Source organism: Legionella quinlivanii (genome assembly GCF_003265995.1).
GTDB classification, from domain to species: Bacteria; Pseudomonadota; Gammaproteobacteria; order Legionellales; family Legionellaceae; genus Legionella_C; species Legionella_C quinlivanii_A.
This window is the reverse complement of sequence record NZ_MVJN01000001.1, coordinates 177,331-201,446: the sequence shown is the minus strand read 5'-3', so window position 1 is coordinate 201,446 and position 24,116 is coordinate 177,331. Positions and strand designations below refer to the sequence as shown.

The following is a 24,116-nucleotide window of genomic DNA, read 5'->3' as shown; positions in this document are numbered from 1 at the left end:
CCATGAACGATAAATTGATTCAGGTTCAGAACATCAGTAAATGTTATAAATTGTTTACCAATCCACGGGCCCGATTATTGAACGCCATTTGGCCAGGACATACGCAGGGCATGGAGGCCCTTTGGGCGCTTCAAAATATCAGTTTTGAGGTTGAGCGTGGTGAGGCGGTGGCCATTATTGGCCGTAACGGCGGCGGAAAAAGCACGTTATTGGAAATTATTGCCGGCACATTAAGACCAAGCAGTGGAAATGTATCTGTGAAAGGACGAGTATCCGCCTTGCTCGAATTAGGGAGCGGTTTTAATCCCGAATATTCCGGCCGTGATAATGTGATTCTAAACGGTCTGATTCTGGGCTTGTCCAGGGAAGCAATTCTTGAGCGTTTTGCTGAAATTGAGGCTTTTGCCGAGATTGGCACCGCAATTAATCATCCTGTAAAAACCTATTCTACAGGAATGAGGATGCGTTTGGCCTTTGCCGTTCAGGTTTTAGCTGAGCCCGATATCCTGATTATTGATGAGGCGCTGGCGGTTGGGGATTTTTTCTTTCAGCAGAAGTGTTTTCGCTTCATACGGGAGCTGCACCAAAGGGGAACTACTTTATTATTCGTCTCGCATGACATGGGCATAGTGCGGGATTTATGCTCGCGAACACTTTATCTGAAGCAGGGTGAATTGCTGTATGACGGTCCTGTAAATAAGGGAGTTTTATTATTCTTTAATGAAGCGCTTGACAGCAACAGCCCTCCTGAATCATTGGAAAGTCCTGATTTGAAGAAAAACGAAACAGATGAAAAGACTATCCCCTCGCAGTTTGATATTGCCGATAAAGAAGCTATCTGGAATACAAAAAAGGGTCATCAGGGGAGATTGCTTGCAGTCGCTTTGTACGGTGAAAAAGGACTTCCGGCAACGTCGTTTCGGCTTGGTGAAACGATGACAATCCGCATTAAATTCATGCCGGATTCGCGTGTTATGAATCATATTACAGTCATACTCTATGATAAATTCGGCGCGGTTAAAACCACAACAGGCAGCTTGTACCTTAATGTGATTGCCGAGAATCAGCCATCCCATATCAGAGTTTTTGAACTACAAATGAAACTTATGGTAGAAGCAGGTCAGTATAGTCTAAGGATAACTCAGGGATATGAAAGGGCGAAAAATCGCGGTCAGAGGCTGGATGAAACCGATTTGCTTGGGCCTATTACAATTTGTTGGGATTATGAAAATGAAACAGCACCTTTCCTTGGACAGGTGGGTTTGCCTGTTTCCGCGAAATATCTGATTTAACGCAACTCCCAGGTACGTCATCCTGAGCGTAGCGAAGGATCTCAAACTACTTAGAACTGAGCCAGAATCAGGGGATCCTTCGCTACGCTCGAGATGACGTAAACTGGGAGTTAGGATTTAGCTTTAAATGTGAACAAGGCAGTTATGTATAAAGTATTTATAATAGGGTTGGGTAAAAGAGGATTAGTTCATGCCGGCTTATTAAGTCTGCGGCAGGATGTAGTTATTGTAGGAGGCTATGCGCCTTCTCCATTGACCAGGCAGAATTGTCGGGAACGCTTTCAGTTTCCTCTGTTTGAAAATCTTGAGCAAGGATTACAGGCCTCAGAGCCTGATATTGTATTGATTGCAACACCGCCGCAGATCAGAAAGGAATTACTTCCTGTACTCTCGAGCATTGATTCAATAAAAACTTTAATCGTGGAAAAACCACTGGCTCTATCCATTAAGGAAGGGCTTGCGATTAGCCAAACCTGTTTCACAAAAAGCTGGAAATTATTCATTGTGCATCAATCCCGCTATTGTGAAGAATTTATCGCCATGAAAGAAGCGATCACAGCAGGCAGGCTTGGAAACCTGCGCTTTATACAGGCAGCCTGTTACGGGAATCTGTACCATCAGGGTTCTCATATGATTGATTTGATTCGCTGGTTTACAAATGAGCAAAAAATACAATGGGTAGATGCTACCGGAACCAATGATTTGAAGCAGCTTGGCAGTTTGCTTAAGAAGCCATTTTCTCATCAACCCGATCCCCATCCGGGCGACTTGTGGTCGAGTATCACCCTGCGCCTTGAGTCAGGAATTGATGCTTACTTGTCCTGTGGTTTGCTTGATGCACAACCTCAACAGCATTTGGATCAATGGCGTCAGCGCCGCATTAGCGTTGTCGGTGAAAATGGGGTGGCTCATGCTCATTTATGTTCGCATTATGAGGAGGCGACATTTCTTTCTCCTGAGAAGAAAACAATTCTCATCTCGCCAGATAAATACCTGGATTCTCTGCAATTATTCTATGATCAGGTTTTAACGACGAATGAAGCACAGAAACAGGTGCTTGAGAATTACTTATTCACTCTCGGGGCATTGCAAGCCTCATTGATTAGTGCCAAAGAGCATAGGGTTATCAGCGTTCCGCTTGATGCCGATGAATTAATTAAACTGGACAAAAGACTCTATCACCAAAAAAGAAAGGCAAGCGGAAAAGCACCCCTTATTTCAGTCATTTTACCAATGGAAACGCATCGGGGCATTGCTGAAGAGGCTATCCTGAGCTGGACTAGAAGACAGCGTTGTGACCAAAGTCTTTATGAGGTGATTATTGTTTTCCACAAGCACCAGCAAGGATTAGTGGAACAGATTACCGCGAGGACAGGAGCACTCCCCAATGTTGTTTGTATTGACGCAGCAAATGAAATAGAGCTTTGTCACTATGGTGCGACGCTTGCCAGAGGCGATTATTTATTATTCACGGAATCACACTGCATCGCTGAACCGGATGCTGTTCAACAGGCGCTGCACTTTTTTAAAGTTGAAACCCATGACGGTTTTTATCCACGCACGGAAGCCATCTGCAGAAACTCTTTATCGCAATTTGAACTTAAGTTATATAACCTGGGCGTTTCTGAATTTGAAAACCCGGATTGCTGGGCTAAAGTGACTTTGCACGCGTTCGGCATAAAACGTGAAGTGTATTTTGCTGTGGGGGGATTTGCGCATCAGTACAATCGCTTCGCTTACTGGATAATTGGCGCTGATTTTCATCAGCAGGGATATTCACTAGGTTATGCTCCTGGAGTTGGCGTATCGCATGTATTTGTTGATAGTTTCGCATTACTGGATCAATTTCTGAGTGAGTGTACTTCGGGCGAAGTCCTGTTCAGGCTTGCCGGGGAGCAAAAAGCCCATCACCAAAGCTATTTTGGCATACCCAAAGAATGGGAAGATATTCAAAAATATAATCCTTCTCTGGCTAGAGTGGTTCTCAATAAGATATTTATTCTTCTTTCTGCAAAGATGAAGGCAGACCAGTTATTTTTAAAGAAAGAAGTTTGGACGCTATTGTTTTATTCTCTTTTAGCACGGCCTTATTTTTTCTGGCGTTACAATATGCCAAGATTACTATCCAAATATTGCTTTATTTTTTCCAGAAAAAAAACGCCCTTTGCCTGGAAAAACTTTTATAACTACTGCGAGCAAAGTTTTGTCTGGTATCGTGTTAAATTTGCAATGGAGCAGAAAAAACTGCCCATAAAAAACAGAATCGCCAGTCAGACTCATTCTTTGGCAACGATTGATGATGTATTGCTGTATGGATTCCATCATCCTGAGAGTTTTCAGGGAGAGGCTTTTCGCTGGAGCCAGAAAATGAGTGCGATCAAGCTCTTTTTAAACCATGAATCGCGTAGTATTCGCATCAAATTACTCACCAGGGTTCGGCTTATTGATACAGCGTCCGCACCTGTTTTTTTTATCGATAATGAAAGAATTGAGCGCTTTGAAGTCAATGATCAAGGCAATGAAATTCGGCTTAGGCTTGATAAAAAATATTTTGACAGGGAAGAGGGTTACTGGTTGCTTATACTGGCAGTTCCCTGGAAAACAGAGGAAATAAAAAAATCAGGAGAAAAGCGTGTTTTGGGATTTCCTATTAAAGAAATTCAATTAGAATACCAGACAGTTAGCAGCCGGAATTTATTAAAGGAAGAGATTTGTGCCTGATAACAAATCCTTGCAGGAATTTGCAAAAAAACATGGAATTGACTGGCTTAGTCTTGAGCAAACTCTGGATGAAAACCAGGCGTTAAAAAAGCTGGTTGAAGAGCAGGATAAGCTGATTCACGAGCAATGGGCTTTCATCAATTCCTCCTACAGAATTTACTGTCCATTCTGGATTAAGCGTATGAAAAGCCGGATACTGGAAATATTGAGACCCCGATTGGGCAATCTGAATCAATATGCACCGCGCCCGCTTAGTAAAATCAATCGACCTCCAGTTAAACCCATTAATCAACCCTTGCGTATCTCACTGGTTACGCCTTCCTATGAGCAGGGACAATTTATAGAGCAAACCATCCTAAGTGTTCTTGAGCAAAAATATCCCAATCTCGAGTATTTTATCCAGGACGGCGGCTCAAAAGATGAAACACTGAGCATACTCAAACGATACGATGCCAAGCTCAGCGCCTGGGTGTCCAAACCGGATAAAGGCCAGACACAGGCCATTAATCTTGGATTTGCAAGTACTGACGGCGATATCATGGCTTATCTCAACTCGGATGATCTGCTTTTACCAGGCACCCTTGCCTATGTTAACCATTATTTTCAAACTCATCCGGAAATTGATGTGGTTTATGGAAATCGGCTGCTGATTGATGAAAGGGGACTGGAAATTGGGCGTTGGATATTGCCGGGCCATAATGAACGCGTTTTGTCCTGGGCTGATTTTGTGCCTCAGGAAACCTTATTCTGGCGGCGAGAAGTCTGGGAAAAAGCGGGAGGGCAGCTTGATGAGTCCTTCCGTTTTGCAATGGATTGGGATTTATTGATTCGGTTTAAAAAGGCTGGTGCCCGTTTTGCGCACTTGCCGTTTTTTATGGGGGCTTTTCGAGTTCATGAGCAGCAGAAAACGTCATCATTAATCAATGAGACGGGGTTTAAAGAAATGAACAGGATCCGCTGTCGTTTACTGGGTTATACCCCGACTCAGAGGCAGATAAGAAGGGCGATATCAGCATTTATACTGCAGCACATTGCGGTAGATATGATGTATCGGATAAAGAGCAGAAGCTCTGTATTTATAAAGAAATGGATGTGACCGTGCCAAGCTATGACAGTAACACAATTAGCAAGACTGACAGTATATATATCGCCGGCCATCGAGGCATGGTGGGGGCGGCACTGATACGCCGCTTAACCGCAGCGGGATATACCAATCTGATAACCCGTACCCATTCAGAACTGGATCTGACTGAGCAAATGGCGGTGACAGAGTTTCTCAAATATACAAAGCCGGCTTACATCTTCCTGGCAGCAGCGCGTGTGGGTGGAATCCACGCGAACAATACTTACAGAGCTGAATTTATCTATGAAAATCTGATGATTGCTACCAACCTTATCCATGCAGCCAAGATGGCGGGTGTTGAGCGCATGCTTTTTTTTGGTTCAAGCTGTATTTACCCGCGTGATTGCCCGCAGCCCATGAAAGAAGACTATTTGCTAAGTGGAGTGCTTGAACCAACCAATGAACCCTATGCGCTGGCCAAAATTGCAGGTCTTAAACTCTGTGAGAATTATAACAGGCAATATGGTACGCAGTTCATCTCGGTAATGCCGGCAAATCTTTACGGACCCAATGATAATTATCATCCTGATAACAGCCATGTGCTCCCCGCATTGATTCGCAGAACCCATGAAGCGAAACAGCGTGGAGATAAGGAGTTACTTGTCTGGGGGTCAGGTAAACCACTGCGTGAATTTTTGTATGTAGATGATTTGGCGGATGCTTGTGTATTTCTGATGGAATCACCAATTAGCGAGGGGATTTTTAACGTGGGAACTGGCAGTGTCTGTTGCATCCGCGAACTGGCCGAGATTGTAATGGAGGCAGTAGGTTTTGAAGGAACAATAGTATTTGATAGCTCCAGGCCTGATGGAACACCCTGCAAGCTACTGGATACCGGGAAATTACATGCATTGGGTTGGTCTGCCCGAACCCTTCTCACCGACGGGATCAGGAAAGCTTATAATGATTTTCTAATGATGAATACCAGAGCATGAGTTTGGAACCTTTAGTAACCATTGTGGTCCCTTCCTATAATCAGGGCTGTTTTCTGAACGATGCCCTGGCTTCTATTTTTCAGCAGAATCTTCCTGTGGAAGTATTTGTCATGGATGGGGGCTCAACCGATTGTACGGCTGAAATTATCGATCAATGGAAAAACCGTCTAAGTGGATGGCGTATCGCCCGTGATGAAGGACAGGCTCAGGCCATCAATGAAGGGATTTCGCGAGGTAAGGCTCCGTATGTGTGCTGGCTGAACAGCGATGACTGGTTTTTGGCAAACAGCCTGCGTTTGTTGTTAAATGCACTTGAATCGGCTCCTGAAAAACCTGCTGCTTATGGGCGTTCATGGAATGTGTATGAAAAGTCGGGACAAAGAAAGCCCGTATGGGTGGAAGCTTTTTGCGAGGATCGTTTGGCTTCCCGCTGTATTATTTCTCAACCGGCCAGCTTAATCCGGCGAAGCGCATGGGAAGCTGTCGGCGGGGTGGATGCAAGCCTTCATATGGCGATGGATTATGATCTGTGGTGGCGTTTGTTTAAATCAGGCGGCCCACTGTTATTCATCGATGAGTTTATCGCTGTCAATCGTATTCATCCAGCGACTAAAACACGGCGCCTGCGGCGCCTGCATTATCAGGAGGCCATACAGACAGTGAGCAAATATTATGGTCGGGTGCCCTGGAAGTGGTGGTTAGCCCAGCCTTATTCGGTATGGTATAAATTGATGTTAAGCAAAATGAGCTGATGAACGAAACCTCGGTCGTTTTTGCAGTCAAAATCAAGCTTTCTTAATACAGATCCTAATAATTTCTTAATAATCCAGTGATACCATCTTCACACACTCACTAATTCATAACTCTTTATGACAAAAAATGCCTATATTATGGGGATGGGGCCAGCCGGATTGGCTGCTGCTCTTAGCTTGTTAAGTAAAGGCTATTCGGTTCATTTGATAGATTCAAGGCGAGAAGATCAATTGTTTAGCCGTAGTCAGGGAGTGGTATTGCAAGAGCAAACCATTACTGATTTCTTTAATTTAAGCTCGCTTAAAAATAAAGCATACTTTTTAAATCAGAGGGATTTTCGATGTCAGCTAATTGCGCCGCAAGAGCTTCCCGAACTTAACGAAGAAGAGCGTCTTGATCTGGCTTTTTTTGAGCTTATTGAGAAAGAGCGTACTGTGATTGCTATTAGTGATTTGCAACGCTATCAGTATGAAAAATTACAATTTATTTATGCGAAGAGAGCGTATTCTTTTAAAAGAAATACAATTCAGTTTTCAGACGATCAGCAATTGGTTTTTCACAAAGGAGATACTCAGGTTATCGAGGCCAGGGGAAAGGAGCAGGAGTTAATACTTGAAATGGATGGTAAGCAGCAGAGCGTTCATTTTGACCTGCTGGTTGATGCGTCCGGAAAAACTGCTAAATCCTATACACAAATTTGGAATAGTCAAAATCCGGAGTTTGCGATTTCCTATGAGCCGATTGAGAATCCTGAATATAATGCCTTTGGTATTATCAGTCTGGCCATTGAGAATGCTCCTTTTGAGATGATGCGTATCCCGGTAATGACCCCCTTCGATTCCAGTATCATTTTGTCTCCGGAGCAGATATCTGAGCTTAAATCTTTAGGCTGGAAGCTTGAACGTTCCCCCGTGTTCTTTATAAAGTACTCAAAGCAGTCTGAAATCGTCTATGCTACTGGTGAAGTGCCTGAGGAAATCTTACAAAGTAAAGACACCGGGGAGCTAAAAAAATGGTTTGACCGTATCATTCAATTGTTAATGAAGAATGAAAAATTCAAAACCAGAGCCTTAAACCTGTCTTCAGTGTTCAAAATGAATCTCGAAATAGCAAGCCATCATGCGATGGGTCTTCCCCAGGGTGGATTTTATTGCCTGATAGGGGATGCGTTTATGCCTGCCAATTTTCTATTGGGATGCGGAATAGAGAATGCCCTGGAGGATGCGGCTGAGCTATTTGATGGGGTGGAGAACCAGTTTGCCGAGCAGGGTGATTATCGGAAAGAACGTGCTGCGGACTATATAGAATCTCTTGAGCATTTTAAATCACTGATTAGCCACCGAGAAAAAATCTCCTGTCTTCAATATGAATTACAGCAGTTAAGCACGCAAATTCCTACTTGAGTCCTTGCTTTATTCACGTAGCAACGCTCGTGGCATTTCCTCACACCACTACGTTCCCCGCTTTATGCGGGGAATCCAGTTAATCTACGAGTTTCCTGGATCCCTCAGGGACAAGCCGAGGGACGCAGACGCTAGAGGCAACCCCGACACTGCTTTTTTCCCATGAGCTATAATTAACTCACATTTCACGGCTGATAATCCATTATACTTATGGGGGTTAGGATGACTATTTCGCGAGCCGATTTCTATAAAGCATCTCCTGAAGCACTTAAAGCGATGTTGAATCTTGAGCGATTTGTGAATGAATCCGGATTGGACAAGCGCTTGCTTGAGTTGCTGAAACTGCGAGTTTCTCAAATCAATGGCTGTGTATTCTGTGTTGATATGCATTGTGTTGATGCTTTAAAAGCTGGGGAAACGCAAAGACGTCTGAATGCTGTTGCCGTATGGCATGAAGCGCCATTCTTCACAGAGCTCGAACGGGCGGCTCTAGCCTGGGCTGAGGCAATTACTTTATTATCTGAAACTCATGCGCCTGATGAAGTCTATGAGGAATTGCTGAAACATTTCAGCGAAAAAGAAGCAGTTGATTTGACGGTTGCTATCATCACCATCAATGGCTGGAATCGACTTGCAGTGGGCTTTCGTAAACTGCCCGTAAATAATTAGAAGTAGCGCCTTTCACTTTCATGAAAGGCGCTGGCCAGATAATTACAGAGTTCTTCCGGGAGTTTCAAATTCCTTCAGGGAGTGGTTGATTGTATCTTCCACTTTGCGCATGGTTCGATTACCCTGTGCCTGCCAGAACATCGGCGACTTGCCTGTCATCAGAGAGTAAGCACCTAGAATGGCCAGGCCAGGAAGCACGCCGGTAATCGCTATCGCCAGGATTTTCAGCGAATTTGAGGCAAAACGTGTCCAGGGACCGTCACGATGCGATGAAAGCATCTCTTTGTCTGCTTGAGTTAGCTTTGTTTGATATTCCTTCATTCTATCTACTGCCAGAGGGATTTTTACCTCGTCAGTTAAGATGGCTCTCAGGTTTGACACTATTTGCTTTTTCTGTTCGGCAATAGGATCTTTTTTATTGTTGAGATGCTCCAGATACCCATCAATGAGGGGTATGAGTTCATCGCTAATGGTATTCAGACATTTTCTTTGGGTGTCACTGTTTAAAGCCCTGAGAAGTTCAACACGTTTAGCTTCATCTTGCAAAGACTGACTTGCTCTCGCATGAGCAAGTTCTTGCTCAAGCTGGGCCTTCTCAGTTTCTAATCGTCTGACATCGCTCTCCTGAGCTTCGTTTCTTTCCGTCGCTTGATCCAACTCTGCTGCCAGGCGTGAATTCTCTGCATTAAATTGAGCCATTTGTCGCTCTGCCGATTCTTTCGCTTGAGCTGATTGATTGCGTAGATCGCTATTTTCAGACTTTAAGGCCTCGTTTTCACGAGCTGCTTCCTGCTGGAATCTTCGCGCCTCCTCCATTCTACGGCTTTTCGCTTCAATTTCGGCACGCAATCTGGCATTTTCTTCTGCCAGGCTTTGGTTTTGCTTATCTAACTCCTTGCGAGTCTTTGTAATGACTTCCAGTTGAGACTTTAGTTCCAGATTTTCGTTGGCGGCAGCAGACAGTTGCCTGTCTTTTGCCTGGGCTTCCATTACCATTTCGAATTGCTGTGCAACGGCCTCGCTCTTCTCCCGCTTTAAAACAGCAACTTCATCCTTGAGCCTGTCATTGCCTGACTGAAGTCTCTGATTGTCTTCAAGCAATGCCTGAATGTGTTCTTTCATTCCTTTAAATTTAGATAATGTCGATAAAAGCTCTTTATTCTGCGCATCCAGCCTGTCTTTTTCAGAGGATAAAACATTGATTCTTTGAGCATAACTTGCTATTTCTTGTCGAAGACTTTCAACAGTATTTTGCAAATCAGCTTTTTCAACAGTTAATTCCTCTTTTTCTCGATTCCGAGCTTCAAGCTGATTTTTTAAAGACGCTGTTTTCAGTTGAAAATCTTCTATCTGAGCTGTCAAAGCCTGCATCAACAGCAGTGAAGCTGCATTTTCAGATTCCAGAGCTTTCACTTTTTCTTCTGCGTGAATCCTGGCCTGAGATAAACGCTCGCTTATTTCTGACAGGTCTTTATTCTTGATGAGAAGCTCAGCAAGAGTTTCTTCTAACTGGTGATATTCACCCTTGATTTTTTCAATCGAAGGAAACTCATCTTTTCCTGCAAGAATTCTGAAGCATCTCACTTGTTTAGCGAATTCTGAGTCACCGCCTGGAGCAGGCAAATAGCGTGCAGCGCAATCACACAATGCATTCAGATTCAGTTGAAGTTCATGCAGATATTCATCGGTAGGTAATATCTCAACCGCTTTGAGATCCCTCTGGAAATTAATCAGTTTTTCAAAGAGTAATTCAAAGTCAGACCAGCTCGGTTCGGTATCGAAATATTTGCTTAATAACTCGGAATCAATAGAGTCAATTGCTTCGGCGTTTTCTCCAGCTAAGCCGTAAATCTCGATGATATCGCCTTTGATTAATGGCCAAAGCAATGCAATAGTCTCTGGATAATCTGAATCCTTGACTCCACTTACGCGTTCTTCCAATGCGGCAAAAAAGCGTTTGTCCTCTTCACTATTAATTTCTTTGGTATCCGCATTCTTTTTAACAATTGAAAAAGCTATTTTCGTAAAGCCATTTACCAATTTGTCATGTTTGGGTGTTTTAATGGTAGCAATAATGTTCTGAAGTTCGTGTTCGAGATTTTGCTGATACTGAGCAAATGTTTTAACGAGAGAAGACTTCGCATCCTCTTTTACTTCTTCCAGCAGTTTGGACAGCTCACTGTGTTTATTCTGCGCGGAGCTGGTTGCCGCGATTGCGGCGACGGCAGCCACTGCGCCCACTGGAACAGGTTGTGAAGATTGACTTTCTGCGCTGCTTTTTAAGTTAATCAGTGTTTCTTCAAACTGATTAAATGCGCCCACAATCGCCTGATAAAGGGTCCATCGAGTGGCGGGATCCAGTCCAGCGGATAAATAGCTTTGGCTGATTTTTTCAACCACCGCGGAGAATCCTTCCTTAATCATTTTCTGGCCTGATTCAGTTGCCAGCAGATTAGCCACTGTCGAAGGCATGCCAGCTGGTTTCTCAGCAGGGATTAAATTAGTCCAGCTCTCGGTTATCGATGATGAAACAGAGAGGTCAACAGCGATTGCATTTAATTGTTTTTCTGGTTTGGCAACTGCTGCTAAAAATCCTGACACCAGAGTCTGTGTCGCCTGAGTCAGCAGATGATCAATGGACGAGGTCGCATCAATACCAAAATCCTTAAACAATTTTTCTCGGGCAATCTTGGCATGTTCTTCATTAACAAAGCCTGATACGGGTGGTATGACACTGGATAAGGGAACATATTTGCCATCTTGTAAGGCTTCACGAAACCTTTTATTGCGCTGGCCAAGCCAGGCATAATTGGTATTGTTAAACACTTTATAGGCTAGTTCATTATCCTGCATTTTATAGTAAGAATGATAAGTGGCAGGAACCAGACATTCAGAATTAATTACTGTTTCAATTGGCTCACCTTCAGTCTGTTTTGTGGAAACCAGAGGATGGTCTTTATCGGTCAGCTTATGTTTATTAAGGGATCGAATCACTCGGTTAAGCAAGCCTTTTTCCGGCGCATTTGCAAAACTGTTCATGTCGAATTGCACTTGATTATCATTTAAAAACCGAAGCAGTTTTAAAAATACTAATTTGTGAGCTTGTTTTGCATTGGCATTGCCTTCACCTGATTTACGCGGTACAGCCGGAACAGGCTTTCCCGTCTGGTCACAGTTATTTCCGGAAGAGCCGGTGCCGTGATGCCCCGGAATAGTAATGGCTGAAAACTTTGCACCTTCGTGAACCGGTGCTTTAGGCATGATGGGTGTAAATCCCCAGCTCATTTCGTTTTCGTAATAAACGATTTCTGCCTGATCAACGATTTCAGGAAGGGGCTGATAAAATAACTTGTCATCCCATCCGTAAATGGGAACGTCGCCAGGAACTGGATCCAGAACAAAAATACTTAATTTAAGATCGATTGTTTGCTTTTGCTCATAAACGGCTTTCAATTGAGGAAACACTTCCTGCTGCAGTTTGTGAGTGATCGTTGCATTTGCTAAAAAAGGACCGACAACCGGATCGGCTTTTAGCAAGGTTATGAATTGTTCGTAATTAGAACCTTTATTCTGATTGAACAGGTTTTTAATTGCATTCATGTAGTGGGTGAGCAGAATGGTTTCTACCCCTCCGCGGCTATGAGCAATAATAGCTGCACGGTCGTCACCGCGAAGAATAGCTTTGAGAAGGGATTCCATCTGCCGGGCGATACGGCTATAAACGGCCTTACCCAATGTATCGGGACCGATGATAACTTCTACTTTATCAGAGACATAGGGGCTTTCATCATCACGACGAACGCCGTTTGAATCGACTAATTGACCGGCGACACTTAAGGCTTCACCGTCAGGATAATTAACGGGATCTTCTTCTGGGGTCGGGGTATAATAAGTATCTGTACCAAGATTAACCTGTACAAATACCTGCTCTTTTTTCTCTTTCATGCTATCACCTACAACAAAACTGCGAATCCGTTTATTTACAGAAACATAAGTCCATTTAGTCAGATTAATAGTTGAATTATACTTGGTTAAACTTAACGTATTCTTAAAGAATCGATATTTTTTAAGTGCTAAATCATGCTAAAAGTCCTCTCAGAGGAGAGGGATTTTCTCTTAATTTTCCTCAAAGTCCTCTCTCCCTTTGGGAGAGAGTTAGAGAGAGGGTTCAAAATCAGCTGTCTTCCCAGCCTGGATTCTCCATTTACAAGCCCAAAGGGCATGCTGTACGTTCTTGATCTTTTTCGGTAAGTTCTTCTGCCAAGTCATTAGATTTGCTGCTGAAATTAATTCTTTCCTGAATGACGGCGATCTGCTTTTGAGACTTTTCGTAGTATTCCGATGTAGCCGGAATTGTTTGATACAGCTCTTTTAATTGTTCCAATTTCACAGGACCATAATTAACTAAATAGCTTATTTTTTCAAGTAAGCGAAAGTGTTGCTCTGATCTATAGGTTTGCTCAACAGAAGGACAGGTTAACTCTCTCAATAAACTGGCTAATTGAAACATTAAATCATGATTCTCATCTTCTGTTTGCTCGCGTTTTGCTATTTCTATTGCCAGCGCCAGGTTTCCCTTCGCAATCAATGTGGGAAGACTTATGCTTTGCACTTGACGTGCTTTTAAATAATTGTCTTTTAAGGCATCCAGTTGTTTCAGCAGGGTCGCATAGGAAGGGACATAAAAAGGCATGTTTGCTCTTTAATAATAAGTTTTTATTGGCGTATTTTAAAGAAAAAAAATTAAAAAAATAGCCCGGTTTATACTTATTTATCCTGGTATGATTGCGGGCAATTGTAAGTCGTCAGTAATTCTGATTGAATGAATATCCAGGATCATGAATATTCAGGGAAGATTGGGATCATGACTATCAATTTTTTTAGAAAAATAGATGAGTATCAATTATTATTTGCCGCGGTAGAGAAGAACAATCTTCATGTGGTGGAGCAGGTGCTTCCTCATATTTCTGATATCAACCGATATCAGCAAAAAGGCGAAATACTTTGTACTGCACTGACTGTAGCAGTACAAAAAGGCTATGTAGAAATGACGTGTCTCTTGCTTGAACATGGCGCTGATATCAATTCGCCAGTACTGCAATCGTTGTTCTCCTTCCCTGATGGTAATCCAGTTATAGTTTCGAATAATGAATTACAGGACGGGGAGTTGATACTTCGTTATCCGGTTATTTCCCGGCCATTAATGATTGCCGCTGAGATGGGACATAAACCAGTATTTAATTTACTGGTAGAGAAGGGCGCCGAGCTTAATTTTATAACGCATGAAGGCAGTCCTGTCTTTGCAGGAGTCGAGAAAGGAAATCTGCAAATGGTCGCCTTGTTTCTTGAAGCTGGAATCAATGTCAATGAGAGGAATGAGAATGGAGACAGCTTGCTTCATCGAAGCGTCAAATTATCACATGCAGCGCTTACGCAGTTATTACTGCGTTTTAAAGCGGATTCTGAAGCGCTGGACTTCTCAGGGAAAAAGCCTATCCATTATGCAAAAAACGAAGAAATCAAGAATTACATTGTATATGGTCCGGATTATTCCCCATGCCCTTGCGTGTTAATGTAGAGTTGTTATATTACGAGTGTGGATGGATGCAGCTTTCAGCAGGTGGACTTGTTTATGGATGCCGCGAACATACATGGAACCTGCTGATACTGCCATTAAATTAGGCTCAATTGTATAATAAACTGTCATCCCCGCGAAGGCGGGGATCCACCTCTAAGCTAGCTTTGATGCCGACTGCCGGAATGGATTCCCGCCTTCGCGGGAATGACAAACCAGCCAAGATTAATTGGTGCGGACTTTTATGGAGGGGAAAATGCGGTTAGGAAATAGGCTATACTCGCTTCAACGAATGGTTTGTGTACTTCTCATGATGGGTTTTGCTTCAAGTGAAGCAACAGCCAATCAGCCGCCTGAACAGCAAATCAAGCAGTTTGTATCGGCTCATCAGCAAGAGCAGCTTTCATTATTAGAGCAGCTGGTGAATATCAACAGCGGTACCAGCAATATTTCTGGTGTTCGCAAAGTGGGTTCAATTCTTAAGAGCGAATTTGAGGCCCTGGGTTTTAAACTGCGCTGGGAAGAAGAGCCGCCCTCCATGCAGCGGGCTGGAACATTGATTGCCGAGCATCCAGGTAAAAAAGGGAAGCGTCTGCTTTTAATAGGTCATCTGGATACGGTTTTCCCTCTTAACAGTCCTTTTCAGCAATTTAAGCGCGAAGCAAATTTTGCAATGGGGCCGGGCGTTGTCGATGATAAAGGAGGGGATATCGTTATCCTTTATGCCTTAAAAGCCTTACAAGCGAACAACCTTCTTAATGATGCCAATATTACCGTGGTGTTAACCGGTGATGAGGAAGACTCCGGCAAACCGACTTCCATTTCAAGAAAGCCGCTTAAAGAAGTTGCCAAACATTGCGATATAGCTCTGGATTTTGAAGGAGCAGTCACTATGGATACTGCAACAATTGCCCGGCGGGGAATAACCAATTGGGTAATGACCAGTCAGGGTACTGAATCGCATTCTTCACAAATTTTTCAGCAGGGTGTCAGCTACGGTGCCATCTATGAATTGGTACGAATTCTGGATACCATGCGTGAGCAGCTAGCTGGTGAAAAGTATTTATCATTCAATCCTGGCTTTATTTTAGGCGGTACCAGTGTTGACTATGACAATAAGGATTCCCGAGGGGAGGGTTTTGGTAAAGGAAACGTCATTGCCAAAGCGGCAGTGGCAAATGGGGACCTGCGCTTTATCAGTGAACAGCAAAAAGAAGCCGCTCAGCAAAAAATAGCGGCAATTATTAACTCCCATCTGACCGGTACCAATGCCATCATCAGATTTCAGGATGGGATTCCTGCCATGTCTCCTACTGAAAGCAATTTAAAATTACTGGAAAAGTACAGTCAGGCAAGCAGCCAGCTTGGTTATGGAGCGATTAAACCACTGGATCCTGTCTTGAGAGGAGCTGGGGATATTTCATTCATTGCATCAGAAGTCGAGGCGTCACTGGCTGGCCTCGGACCAGCAGGTTCAGGTATTCATTCAGAAAAAGAAACCCTGGATATTGCTTCTTTGGGAATTCAAACCGAACGTGCTGCTTTATTAATCTACCAGCTGACACAGGAAAACTAGGAGCGTTAATGCGAATCTGCTTTTTATTTTATAACGAGATGACAACTCTCGATAGTATTGGGCCGCATGAAGTTTTAGCGCGTTTACCAGGAGTTACTGTGCAACGTGTGGCCAAACAGGCAGGAAGAGTACAGACCGGTTTGGGTCTGCAGTTGATAGCGGATTATGCCTTATCGGATGTCATGGAAACCGATATTCTGGTGATTCCCGGAGGCTGTAAGGCAACCAGTCTTTCCCATGAGCCAGAAATACTCGACTGGATAAAATCAATTCATAATACGACTCAGTGGACAACTTCTGTCTGTACAGGCAGTTTAATCCTGGGAGCGGCTGGGCTTTTGCAGGGCAAGCGTGCCACTAGTCATTGGGCTGTTATAGACAGATTAAGGATTTGGGGGGCTGAACCTGTTTCGGAGCGGATTGTCGAGGATGGCAAAATTATCAGCGCTGCCGGCGTATCAGCAGGAATCGATATGGCTTTACTGCTGGCTGCTAAAGTGGCGGGTCAACAAGTGGCTGAAACCTTGCAACTTGGCATCGAATACGATCCTGAGCCGCCTTTCAATGCAGGCTCGCCAGAAAAGGCAGGGCTTGCAATCGCCCGGCCTTTACAGGAACGTCTGCTTCAGTTATTTGAGCCTGTGTAGCATTATTTGCCTAAGGTGGTTTCTGTCGGGTCTATTGCAGCATCGTTAGCTGCTTTACTGCCCTCAACCGGACTTTGAGGCGCTGGTTTAAACAGTTTGAAATACTGTTTATAGGATTCCGGATTGCTGGGCTGACAGGCCTTATATGCTTTGCGCTCTTCCTCAACTGAAATATCTGTTTTCTGATGTCTATCGAGGGATTTTTCAAGTTTGCGATGCATGTCAATACGCAGGGCATTCATTTTATTGACAGACATTTCTTCATGATCAACTTTCTTTGCCTCTTTTATCAATTTAGCCATGCCCGGATTATTTTCAATTTTACGCGGTTCTGCACGAGCAGTCGTAATACTATTGACCACTACTTTTATCGGCATCAAGACAGCGGTGAGAGCCAAAGTGATTCCTACACCCAATTGCCCAAATCCGTCTCCCATCCTGCCTACGGTTGCCGAAAAACTGGACTTTACCTGTTCCCAGCCAGTTTTAAGTTTTCTGGTGCTGAATAAATTGATCGGTGTTGCTATCAAAAACATCAGAGGCGATAAGCCAATTTTTAAAGCCCCCTCAATTATATTTTTGACTGCATTGAGTGGTTGTAATAAATCCTTGTAAAGGTAATTATTGGATTTATACGTCGTAAAAAACTTTTGGAAATGTTTGCCAATAGTTTTCATGTGCTCAGACACGGGTGTGGGGGTGGTATTGAGTACCGACATAAAGTAGTTGCTGCGATGCGGATAGGGGGTATTCAGAATATCCTGTGAGGCGCCATTTTTTTGAACTTCCCGCTGATTGCCATGATATAAATCAGCAAAACGCTCAGCCTGCGCAGTATTCATTGCAAAATCACGTCCAAGCAATCGGTTTAAGAAAGCAAAAATCGCAACAGGAAGACGCGCGCCGTATTTGCTGTACTGGGCGACTTCATTTACTTTTCGAGGTGCTAGATCTTTATCAAACCATTCTGAATATTCCTCGAGTTGTTCAGTGCGTTGCTCTGGTGAATCTGTATTAAGGGCATTCAGTGCATGAGACGCATTTTCCAGACAGGCATCTACCCCTTTAAAATAAGAAAGACCTAGTGCCGCATCCCCAGCCAGCATTACCGTGACTTTCCGGTCGCCGACCTCTTTAAACGTAAGAACTGATTTTGCCCTTGTTGCAGGGGCCTCATTAACGCTCAGGCGAACATCGCTCATATCGATGTGTTCGCCCGCATTGTTATTTGTATAATGCGCAAGCCGTAAACCAAGATAGCCTTTCACTTTCTGCATGATTTCATCAGGAACTTTGTCCAGTTTGGTTTCGGCGTCATTAAAAGGACGAATAGGGGTTTTTGATGTGGCATGCGGAGTCAAGGCATCAAAATCTTCCTTGGAAATCATGATCTGCATGGTAATCGGTGTTTTACCATCCACTGTTTTACCCATTACTTCTTCACCAGCCACACCATAGGCTTGTAAATAAGAAGGCCAGCTGGGTAAATCAATGGCATTTGGCTTTGGACCTGTTACCTCAAATCGTACCTGGAGCACATAATCAAAAGAGTGCTTAATCTGGTTATCTTCGCCAAACACCTGCTTTGAAACAGTGCTGTGAGTACCATCCGATCCAATCAGCAAATCCAGATTAGGATATTTATCAAAAACTTGCGACTGAACATCTTTAACCTCGTCATATTCAATTTCGGCGCCCAATCCCTTTGCCGCTACTTTTAATATTCCTTCCAGTTCATTAATTCGGATTGCTGGATTTTTCTTAAGACGTTTTACCAGATCAGTTAGTTCCGGTATGTTTTCCCCGCCTATTGTTTTTATATATTCTTCCAGTTTGGAGTATTTAAAGCGAACTACGTGATTTCGCGTGTATTCTTCGCGTTTTTCCAATATCAGAATTTTTTTCTGGGGATTTTTTTGAAGCAGTCCAATGGCATGTAATAGACCCGATGGGCCAGCACCTACAATCAGGGTGTCGACTTCTTCTCTTTTCATAAAATTAACGCCACATAAAAGGCATGTTTAAAGGAATTATATTGTATAAATATTAACAAATTGTTAATAAAATGAGTTTTGTGAGAATTAGATCTATATTTTAAGTAAGATTCCCTTACTGATTTGTAAAAGATGAAAGATAAGAGAGAACTGCGCGCCAATTGGGTAGCTAAATCTGATTCCAAAGCAGCCTATGCCTTTGAAGAAATCATCGCCAAGGCTGAAACGGCTTACGCCAGTTTTAATAAGCTTTCTGATTTCCTTAATCGGGTTAATGAAAATCATGAAATGGATTCGTATATTAAAGAGGTTGATGCCTTAATATCTTCTTATGAAAAAATGGAAATTGACAAGCTTATTACCAGTGAAGAGGACAATCTGGAAACAGTCGTTGACAGATTAGCGGAGCTTATTCAAAGCCCTCGTTTTGCTGAATTTATCAGCCACTTGGAAAAAGCTGCATTGATCCAGCCGGAATATAGTCAGGAAGTCGAAAATGCAGTCAAGACATATAACGAAGCGCATTCTGATGCGAGTCAGCAAATCTCTTTAAATTCAGTAGAAAATGTGGCAATTGTTCCAATGCAGCATCTGATGCGCTACCCCCTTCTGATTGGAGCTTTGCAAGGACAGGCAGAAAAAAGCTCTCAGTCTGAAAATTTAAAGTCCGCACTTAACCGCTCTTTAGATAAAGTGATGGATTTTGCCGAGCATTTTGAGAATGCTAAAGCAGAAAAAGATAATTACCTGGGTATTATCGACCAAAATCTCGAACAATTGAAAAAGGAAAGTATGCGCCTGTCGAGCAGGAACAGTGTTGCCGGTGAACAAGCTGTAAAACTTTCAAATACTTTATCTGATTTGCGGGAACGTTATGCCAAGGCTCAAATAACCCCTGATGAATTTAAACAGCAAACCACAAAAGAAATTGAAGCTGCGCAAAAAACCGAGCTAGGCAAACATGGAGGAATTCTTGATTGTTTGGCCCGTTTGTTCCATGCTGTTACAGGAATAAACCTGCAAACAAAGTCGGTTGCAATTACAAACCAAATGAAAGCGTCACTGGCTCAGATAAAGGATGAGGTAAAGCCTGAAGCGAATGCTGAACTTGAGGCATCAGAAACCGCTGGCATGAGCGGGCCGTGATAGTTTGAATCAGGCGTTTGGAGTAAGGACGAATTCCGTCTGTACGGGAAAAAGGACCACTGAAATTAAGGATAATCATGAAGCTGTTTCCAAGAGGCTTGTGTTATGTGGGATACGCGATTGCAACTTTATTACTTTTATCTTGCAGCGAAAATGAAAACAACAATGAAACTTCTGCCAAGGCACGACCGGTCAAAGCCATTCAAATAGGAAACGCCACAGCACTCGATGGCCGATTTTTCCCAGGGAAGGCCAAAGCGTCTCAGGAAGTTGAGCTTTCTTTTAATGTAGCCGGATCACTCATTGAACTACCCGTTAAAATCGGTGACAAAATTAAAAAAGGGGATCTGGTCGCCAAGCTGGATCCCAGGGATTTTCAGGCGAAGGTAAAGGCTGCCAAGGCGGAATTCATGCGCGATAAGCAAAATTATCAGCGCGCTAAGGAACTGGTAGGAAAAGGTCACATTTCCAAATCAGATTATGATTTGGTCGAGTCAAAATGGATTATGGCGCAATCCAATCTGGAGTTAGCCGAAAAAGCATTAGTAGACAGTGTTATCAAGGCGCCATTTGATGGTCAGATTGCTAACTTATATGTTGAAAATTTCCAGACGATTTCCAGTCACCAGCAGGTAGCAAGGTTGCTTAATATTTCAGAAATTGAAATGGTGATTCAAATTCCTGAAAGTGCCATTAGTCTCATGTCCTCAGTAAGCAATATCGTAGTGCAGTTTGATGCATTTCCCACGCACTCCATTCCCGCTCAGATTAAGGAAATCAGCAACGAAGCCTCTCCGGATACTCGCACCTACCCTGTGACCCTGCTCTTGCAACAGCCAAAAGATATTGAAATTTTGCCAGGTATGGCAGGCAAGGCGAAGGGGGTAATCAAGAAACAAAATACACAGTCTGAATTAACAGTGCCGGTATCAGCGGTATTGACTGTGGGAGACAGTAATAAAACATTTGTTTGGCTGGTTGATCCAGAAAGCGGCCGCGTTCATCAGCAGGAAATTCAGATAGGCGAGTTAACCCCAACCGGACTATCCGTCCTGAAAGGCATAAAATCCGGGGATTGGCTGGTGATTGCTGGAATCCATAGTCTTAAGGAAGGCGATGTGGTTAGTATTTTAAATCAAGAAGATAAGAAAAAATGAGCTCATTGGCTAATAGTGCCGTTAAAAGTAAAAAAGTAGCCTGGTTTCTTGTGTTGTTATTAACCATTACCGGCACTGTCTGCTTTTTCAATCTTGGTCGTTTGGAAGATCCTGAGTTCACAGTAAAAACTGCGATTATCACTACCCATTATCCAGGTGCCAGTGCTGAGCAGGTGGAGCTTGAAGTAACTGATTTACTTGAGAAAAAAATTCAGGAAATGTCTGAGGTGAAGGATATTTCTTCCATTTCAAGACCCGGACTATCCATTATCAAAGTTAATATTAAAAATGAATACTGGTCTGATCGCCTGCCGCAGGTCTGGGATACGTTAAGAAAAAAATTAAAAGATATTCAGGATAAGCTGCCGCCGGGGGCTAGTCTGCCTGTAGTCGGAGACGATTACGGCTATGTGTTTGGGTTTTTACTGGCAGTGAGTTCAGACGGCTACAGTTACGCGGAACTGGAACATTACACCAAAATTTTGCAAAAAGAATTAAGCATTGTTCCGGGCGTGGCTCGTGTCGATTTATGGGGCGTTCAGGAAAAACGGATCTATCTGGACATTTCCAATACCCAGTTGTCACAGCTAGGAATTACAACGGCTGATCTCGAGAGAACCCTAAAATTACAAAATCAGGTTGTAGATGCCGGCTTTGTGGATTTTCAGGAACAGCGTCTTCGAGTTGCACCAACCGGTGAGTTTAGTAAAGCCGAGGCAATTGGCGATTTAGCCATCACGCCGGAGTTAAAAGTTAAAGCGGGTAAACCAAGCGATGAGATCATCCGTATTCGTGATTTCGCCGAGGTGAAAGAAGAATACATTGATCCGCCCAAACAATTAATGCGCTATTCGGGACTCCCCTCAATTGGAATTGCTTTAGCCCCCTTATCTGGAGTGAATGCGGTAGAGGTCGGCAAAGCAATTGACGCGCGTATCAATGAAATTCAGAGCGCTTTGCCGAAAGGAATCGAAATACACAAAATTTCATGGCAATCCGATATCGTTGCTGAGTCAATTAATGCTTTTTTAATTAATTTACTGGAAGCGGTCGTTATTGTGCTGATCGTTCTCACCTTTACTATGGGTTTTACTGCGGGAATGATCATAGGGGTCTCCGGGCTTATTCTGGCGATCCTGGGCACATTTATCGTGATGCAACTATTACACATCGATCTCCAGCGTGTTTCATTAGGGGCGCTAATCATTGCGATGGGAATGATGGTGGATAATGCCATTGTCGTTGCAGATGGATTTATGATTCGTGTGAAAAAGGGAATGGATCGCGAAACCGCAGCCATTGAAGCAGCCGACATTTCATCCTGGCCGTTGCTTGGAGCGACTCTTGTTGCCTCGATGGCGTTTTATCCTATATTTGCCTCAAGCTATGACACAGGAGAATACGCGGGCAGTCTCTTTACTGTGATTGCAGTTTCATTACTTTTAAGCTGGGTGCTGTCACAAACAGTTACACCGCTTTTATGTATTTCTTTTATGCCACAGCCTCAGGAAACCGGTGATGATAATCAACAATACAACAGCCGCTTTTACAGAGCTTATCGTTCTCTGCTTGAAGCAGGTATTCGTTATCGTTTAATTTTTTCCCTGACCATGATTGCTTTACTCGTATTGTCTATCGTTGGATTTCGCTTTGTACCCATTATGTATTTTCCTGATTCCTCTCGCTTTCAGGTCATGATTGATTATTGGGCGCCGGAAGGCACAAGAATTCAGGATGTTTCAGCTGATGTTAAAACCCTGGAAAAAAAACTACTGGACGATCCGGGTGTAGTCAGCGTCAGCAGTTTTATTGGTCAGGGACCGCCCCGATTTTACTTACCTGTTGAATCCGAATTTCCTTACTCTTCTTACGCGCAGATCATAGTTAATGTTAAGGACTTGCAGGAAGTCGATAAATTAGTGGCCAGTTTACCAGCATGGAATGAGAAAACTTTCCCTCAATCGCTGGTAAGAGTGAGGAAGTACGCGGTAGGCGCATTTAATAACTGGAAGATTGCTGCCCGTTTTAGCGGCCCTGCCAATGCCGATCCTGCCATACTGCGCAATCTCGCTGATCAGGCGATGGCAATACTAAAAGCAAGCCCTTATGCGATTGACGTGAGGACTGACTGGCGTGAGCGCGTTTTACAAGTGGTTCCTGATTATCAGCAGGAGCGAGCCCGTTGGGCAGGTATTTCCCGTCCCGATCTGGCGCAGGCTTTGAAAAGAGCGAGTGACGGGATACCCATTGGGCTTTATCGGGAAGAGGATAACTTAATTCCTATTATCCTGCGTCAGCCTTTGGTAGAACGAGAGCGTGCAGCAGTCGATCTGCCTGCTCAGCAGGTGAGTACCGCGCTTTCAGGTAAAACAATTCCTGTGGCGCAGGTAATTGATGGTATTGAATTATCCTGGACGGATCCCATTATCTGGCGCTGGGATCGCAAAAGGGCCATCACCGTTCAGTGTTCTCCTTATCAGGTAACTGCGAGTACATTGAGAAACAGCATTTTGCCACAGTTTGAAAAAATTAAACTGCCTCCAGGTTATACACTCACCTGGGATGGTGAATACAAAAGCAGTAATGAGTCTGCAAGTGCCTTAAAGCCTGGATTATTTCCGGCAGTTGTGATCATGTTAATGATTATTGTGATGCTGTTTAATTCGTACCGGCCTCCGCTGATTATCATTGCAGTCATTCCGTTTGCGATGATTGGTGTAACAGCAGGTTTACTGATGACCGGGGTTCCTTTTGGGTTTATCGCGTTGCTGGGTGCAATGAGTTTATCGGGGATGATGATTAAGAACTCGATTGTTCTTCTTGATCAGATCAATATTAATCTTGCGGAAGGAATGAAGCCCTATGAGGCAGTGGTATCGGCCGGTGTCAGTCGGCTGTCCCCAGTAGTCAATGCCGCGGTAACTACCATTTTGGGCGTGATTCCTTTATTGCAGGACGTTTTTTGGGTTTCATTGGCAGTAACGATTATGTTTGGGCTGACGGTGGGCACTATCATTACCATGTTCCTGGTTCCTGCCTTTTACTGCATTTTGTACAGGATTCAAGACGGCGGGCGTAGTGAGCGGGGCCTGGGCAAGCCCATACAACAGCAATGAAGATAAGGA

Annotated in this window: 16 protein-coding genes; 13 read left to right on the top strand and 3 right to left on the bottom strand. The window is 43.6% G+C overall.

Annotation, left to right across the window (positions count from 1 at the left end):
- Positions 1-2: 2 nt before the first annotated feature.
- The 7 genes from B1207_RS00815 (at position 3) to B1207_RS00785 (ending at position 8,896) form a co-directional block, all read left to right on the top strand.
- Positions 3-1,292: an ABC transporter ATP-binding protein gene (locus B1207_RS00815; RefSeq protein ID WP_112218104.1), complete on the top strand. Its 1,290-nt coding sequence runs from the start codon at positions 3-5 to the stop codon at positions 1,290-1,292.
- Between the two features lie 144 nt (positions 1,293-1,436).
- Positions 1,437-4,013, top strand: a complete 2,577-nt coding sequence (locus tag B1207_RS00810) for a Gfo/Idh/MocA family oxidoreductase (protein ID WP_112218103.1) — start codon at positions 1,437-1,439, stop codon at positions 4,011-4,013.
- Complete coding sequence (locus B1207_RS00805) at positions 4,006-5,109, top strand: glycosyltransferase family 2 protein (protein ID WP_112218102.1); 1,104 nt, start codon at positions 4,006-4,008, stop codon at positions 5,107-5,109. Before B1207_RS00810 ends, B1207_RS00805 begins: the two co-directional genes overlap by 8 nt.
- 2 nt (positions 5,110-5,111) lie before the next feature.
- Positions 5,112-6,071 (top strand): GDP-L-fucose synthase family protein, encoded by a 960-nt coding sequence (locus B1207_RS00800; protein WP_301182677.1) that lies wholly within the window; start codon positions 5,112-5,114, stop codon positions 6,069-6,071.
- Complete coding sequence (locus tag B1207_RS00795) at positions 6,068-6,823, top strand: glycosyltransferase (RefSeq protein ID WP_112218101.1); 756 nt, start codon at positions 6,068-6,070, stop codon at positions 6,821-6,823. Before B1207_RS00800 ends, B1207_RS00795 begins: the two co-directional genes overlap by 4 nt.
- A 117-nt stretch (positions 6,824-6,940) precedes the next feature.
- Positions 6,941-8,227, top strand: a complete 1,287-nt coding sequence (locus B1207_RS00790) for an FAD-dependent monooxygenase (protein ID WP_112218100.1) — start codon at positions 6,941-6,943, stop codon at positions 8,225-8,227.
- A 222-nt stretch (positions 8,228-8,449) separates the two neighbouring features.
- Positions 8,450-8,896, top strand: a complete 447-nt coding sequence (locus tag B1207_RS00785; RefSeq protein WP_112218099.1) for a carboxymuconolactone decarboxylase family protein — start codon at positions 8,450-8,452, stop codon at positions 8,894-8,896.
- 42 nt (positions 8,897-8,938) lie between these two features.
- Here the strand turns inward: B1207_RS00785 and B1207_RS00780 are convergent, their stop codons facing one another.
- The gene (locus B1207_RS00780) at positions 8,939-12,841 is read right to left on the bottom strand and encodes a hypothetical protein (protein ID WP_112218098.1); all 3,903 of its coding nucleotides are present in this window, start codon (positions 12,839-12,841) and stop codon (positions 8,939-8,941) included.
- A gap of 259 nt (positions 12,842-13,100) precedes the next feature.
- The gene (locus tag B1207_RS00775) at positions 13,101-13,589 is read right to left on the bottom strand and encodes a hypothetical protein (protein WP_112218097.1); all 489 of its coding nucleotides are present in this window, start codon (positions 13,587-13,589) and stop codon (positions 13,101-13,103) included.
- A gap of 171 nt (positions 13,590-13,760) precedes the next feature.
- Here B1207_RS00775 and B1207_RS00770 point away from each other — a divergent pair, with 171 nt between their 5' ends.
- The 3 genes from B1207_RS00770 (at position 13,761) to B1207_RS00760 (ending at position 16,694) form a co-directional block, all read left to right on the top strand.
- A complete protein-coding gene (locus B1207_RS00770) occupies positions 13,761-14,474 on the top strand; it encodes an ankyrin repeat domain-containing protein (protein WP_172458050.1) in 714 nt (237 codons plus the stop codon).
- A 307-nt stretch (positions 14,475-14,781) separates the two neighbouring features.
- Complete coding sequence (locus B1207_RS00765; RefSeq protein ID WP_253255750.1) at positions 14,782-16,047, top strand: M20 family metallopeptidase; 1,266 nt, start codon at positions 14,782-14,784, stop codon at positions 16,045-16,047.
- An 8-nt stretch (positions 16,048-16,055) separates the two neighbouring features.
- On the top strand, positions 16,056-16,694 hold the full coding sequence (locus tag B1207_RS00760) for a DJ-1/PfpI family protein (RefSeq protein ID WP_112218094.1): 639 nt from the start codon (positions 16,056-16,058) through the stop codon (positions 16,692-16,694).
- A 2-nt stretch (positions 16,695-16,696) separates the two neighbouring features.
- Here B1207_RS00760 and B1207_RS00755 read toward each other — a convergent pair whose 3' ends face one another.
- A complete protein-coding gene (locus tag B1207_RS00755) occupies positions 16,697-18,688 on the bottom strand; it encodes a hypothetical protein (RefSeq protein WP_112218093.1) in 1,992 nt (663 codons plus the stop codon).
- A gap of 132 nt (positions 18,689-18,820) precedes the next feature.
- Here B1207_RS00755 and B1207_RS00750 point away from each other — a divergent pair, with 132 nt between their 5' ends.
- From B1207_RS00750 to B1207_RS00740, 3 genes are all read left to right on the top strand, one after another.
- The gene (locus tag B1207_RS00750) at positions 18,821-19,834 is read left to right on the top strand and encodes a RhoGEF domain-containing protein (protein WP_112218092.1); all 1,014 of its coding nucleotides are present in this window, start codon (positions 18,821-18,823) and stop codon (positions 19,832-19,834) included.
- 77 nt (positions 19,835-19,911) lie between these two features.
- Complete coding sequence (locus tag B1207_RS00745; RefSeq protein WP_112218091.1) at positions 19,912-20,991, top strand: efflux RND transporter periplasmic adaptor subunit; 1,080 nt, start codon at positions 19,912-19,914, stop codon at positions 20,989-20,991.
- The gene (locus tag B1207_RS00740) at positions 20,988-24,107 is read left to right on the top strand and encodes an efflux RND transporter permease subunit (protein WP_112218090.1); all 3,120 of its coding nucleotides are present in this window, start codon (positions 20,988-20,990) and stop codon (positions 24,105-24,107) included. The genes B1207_RS00745 and B1207_RS00740 overlap by 4 nt, the downstream gene beginning before the upstream one ends.
- Positions 24,108-24,116 lie beyond the last annotated feature (9 nt).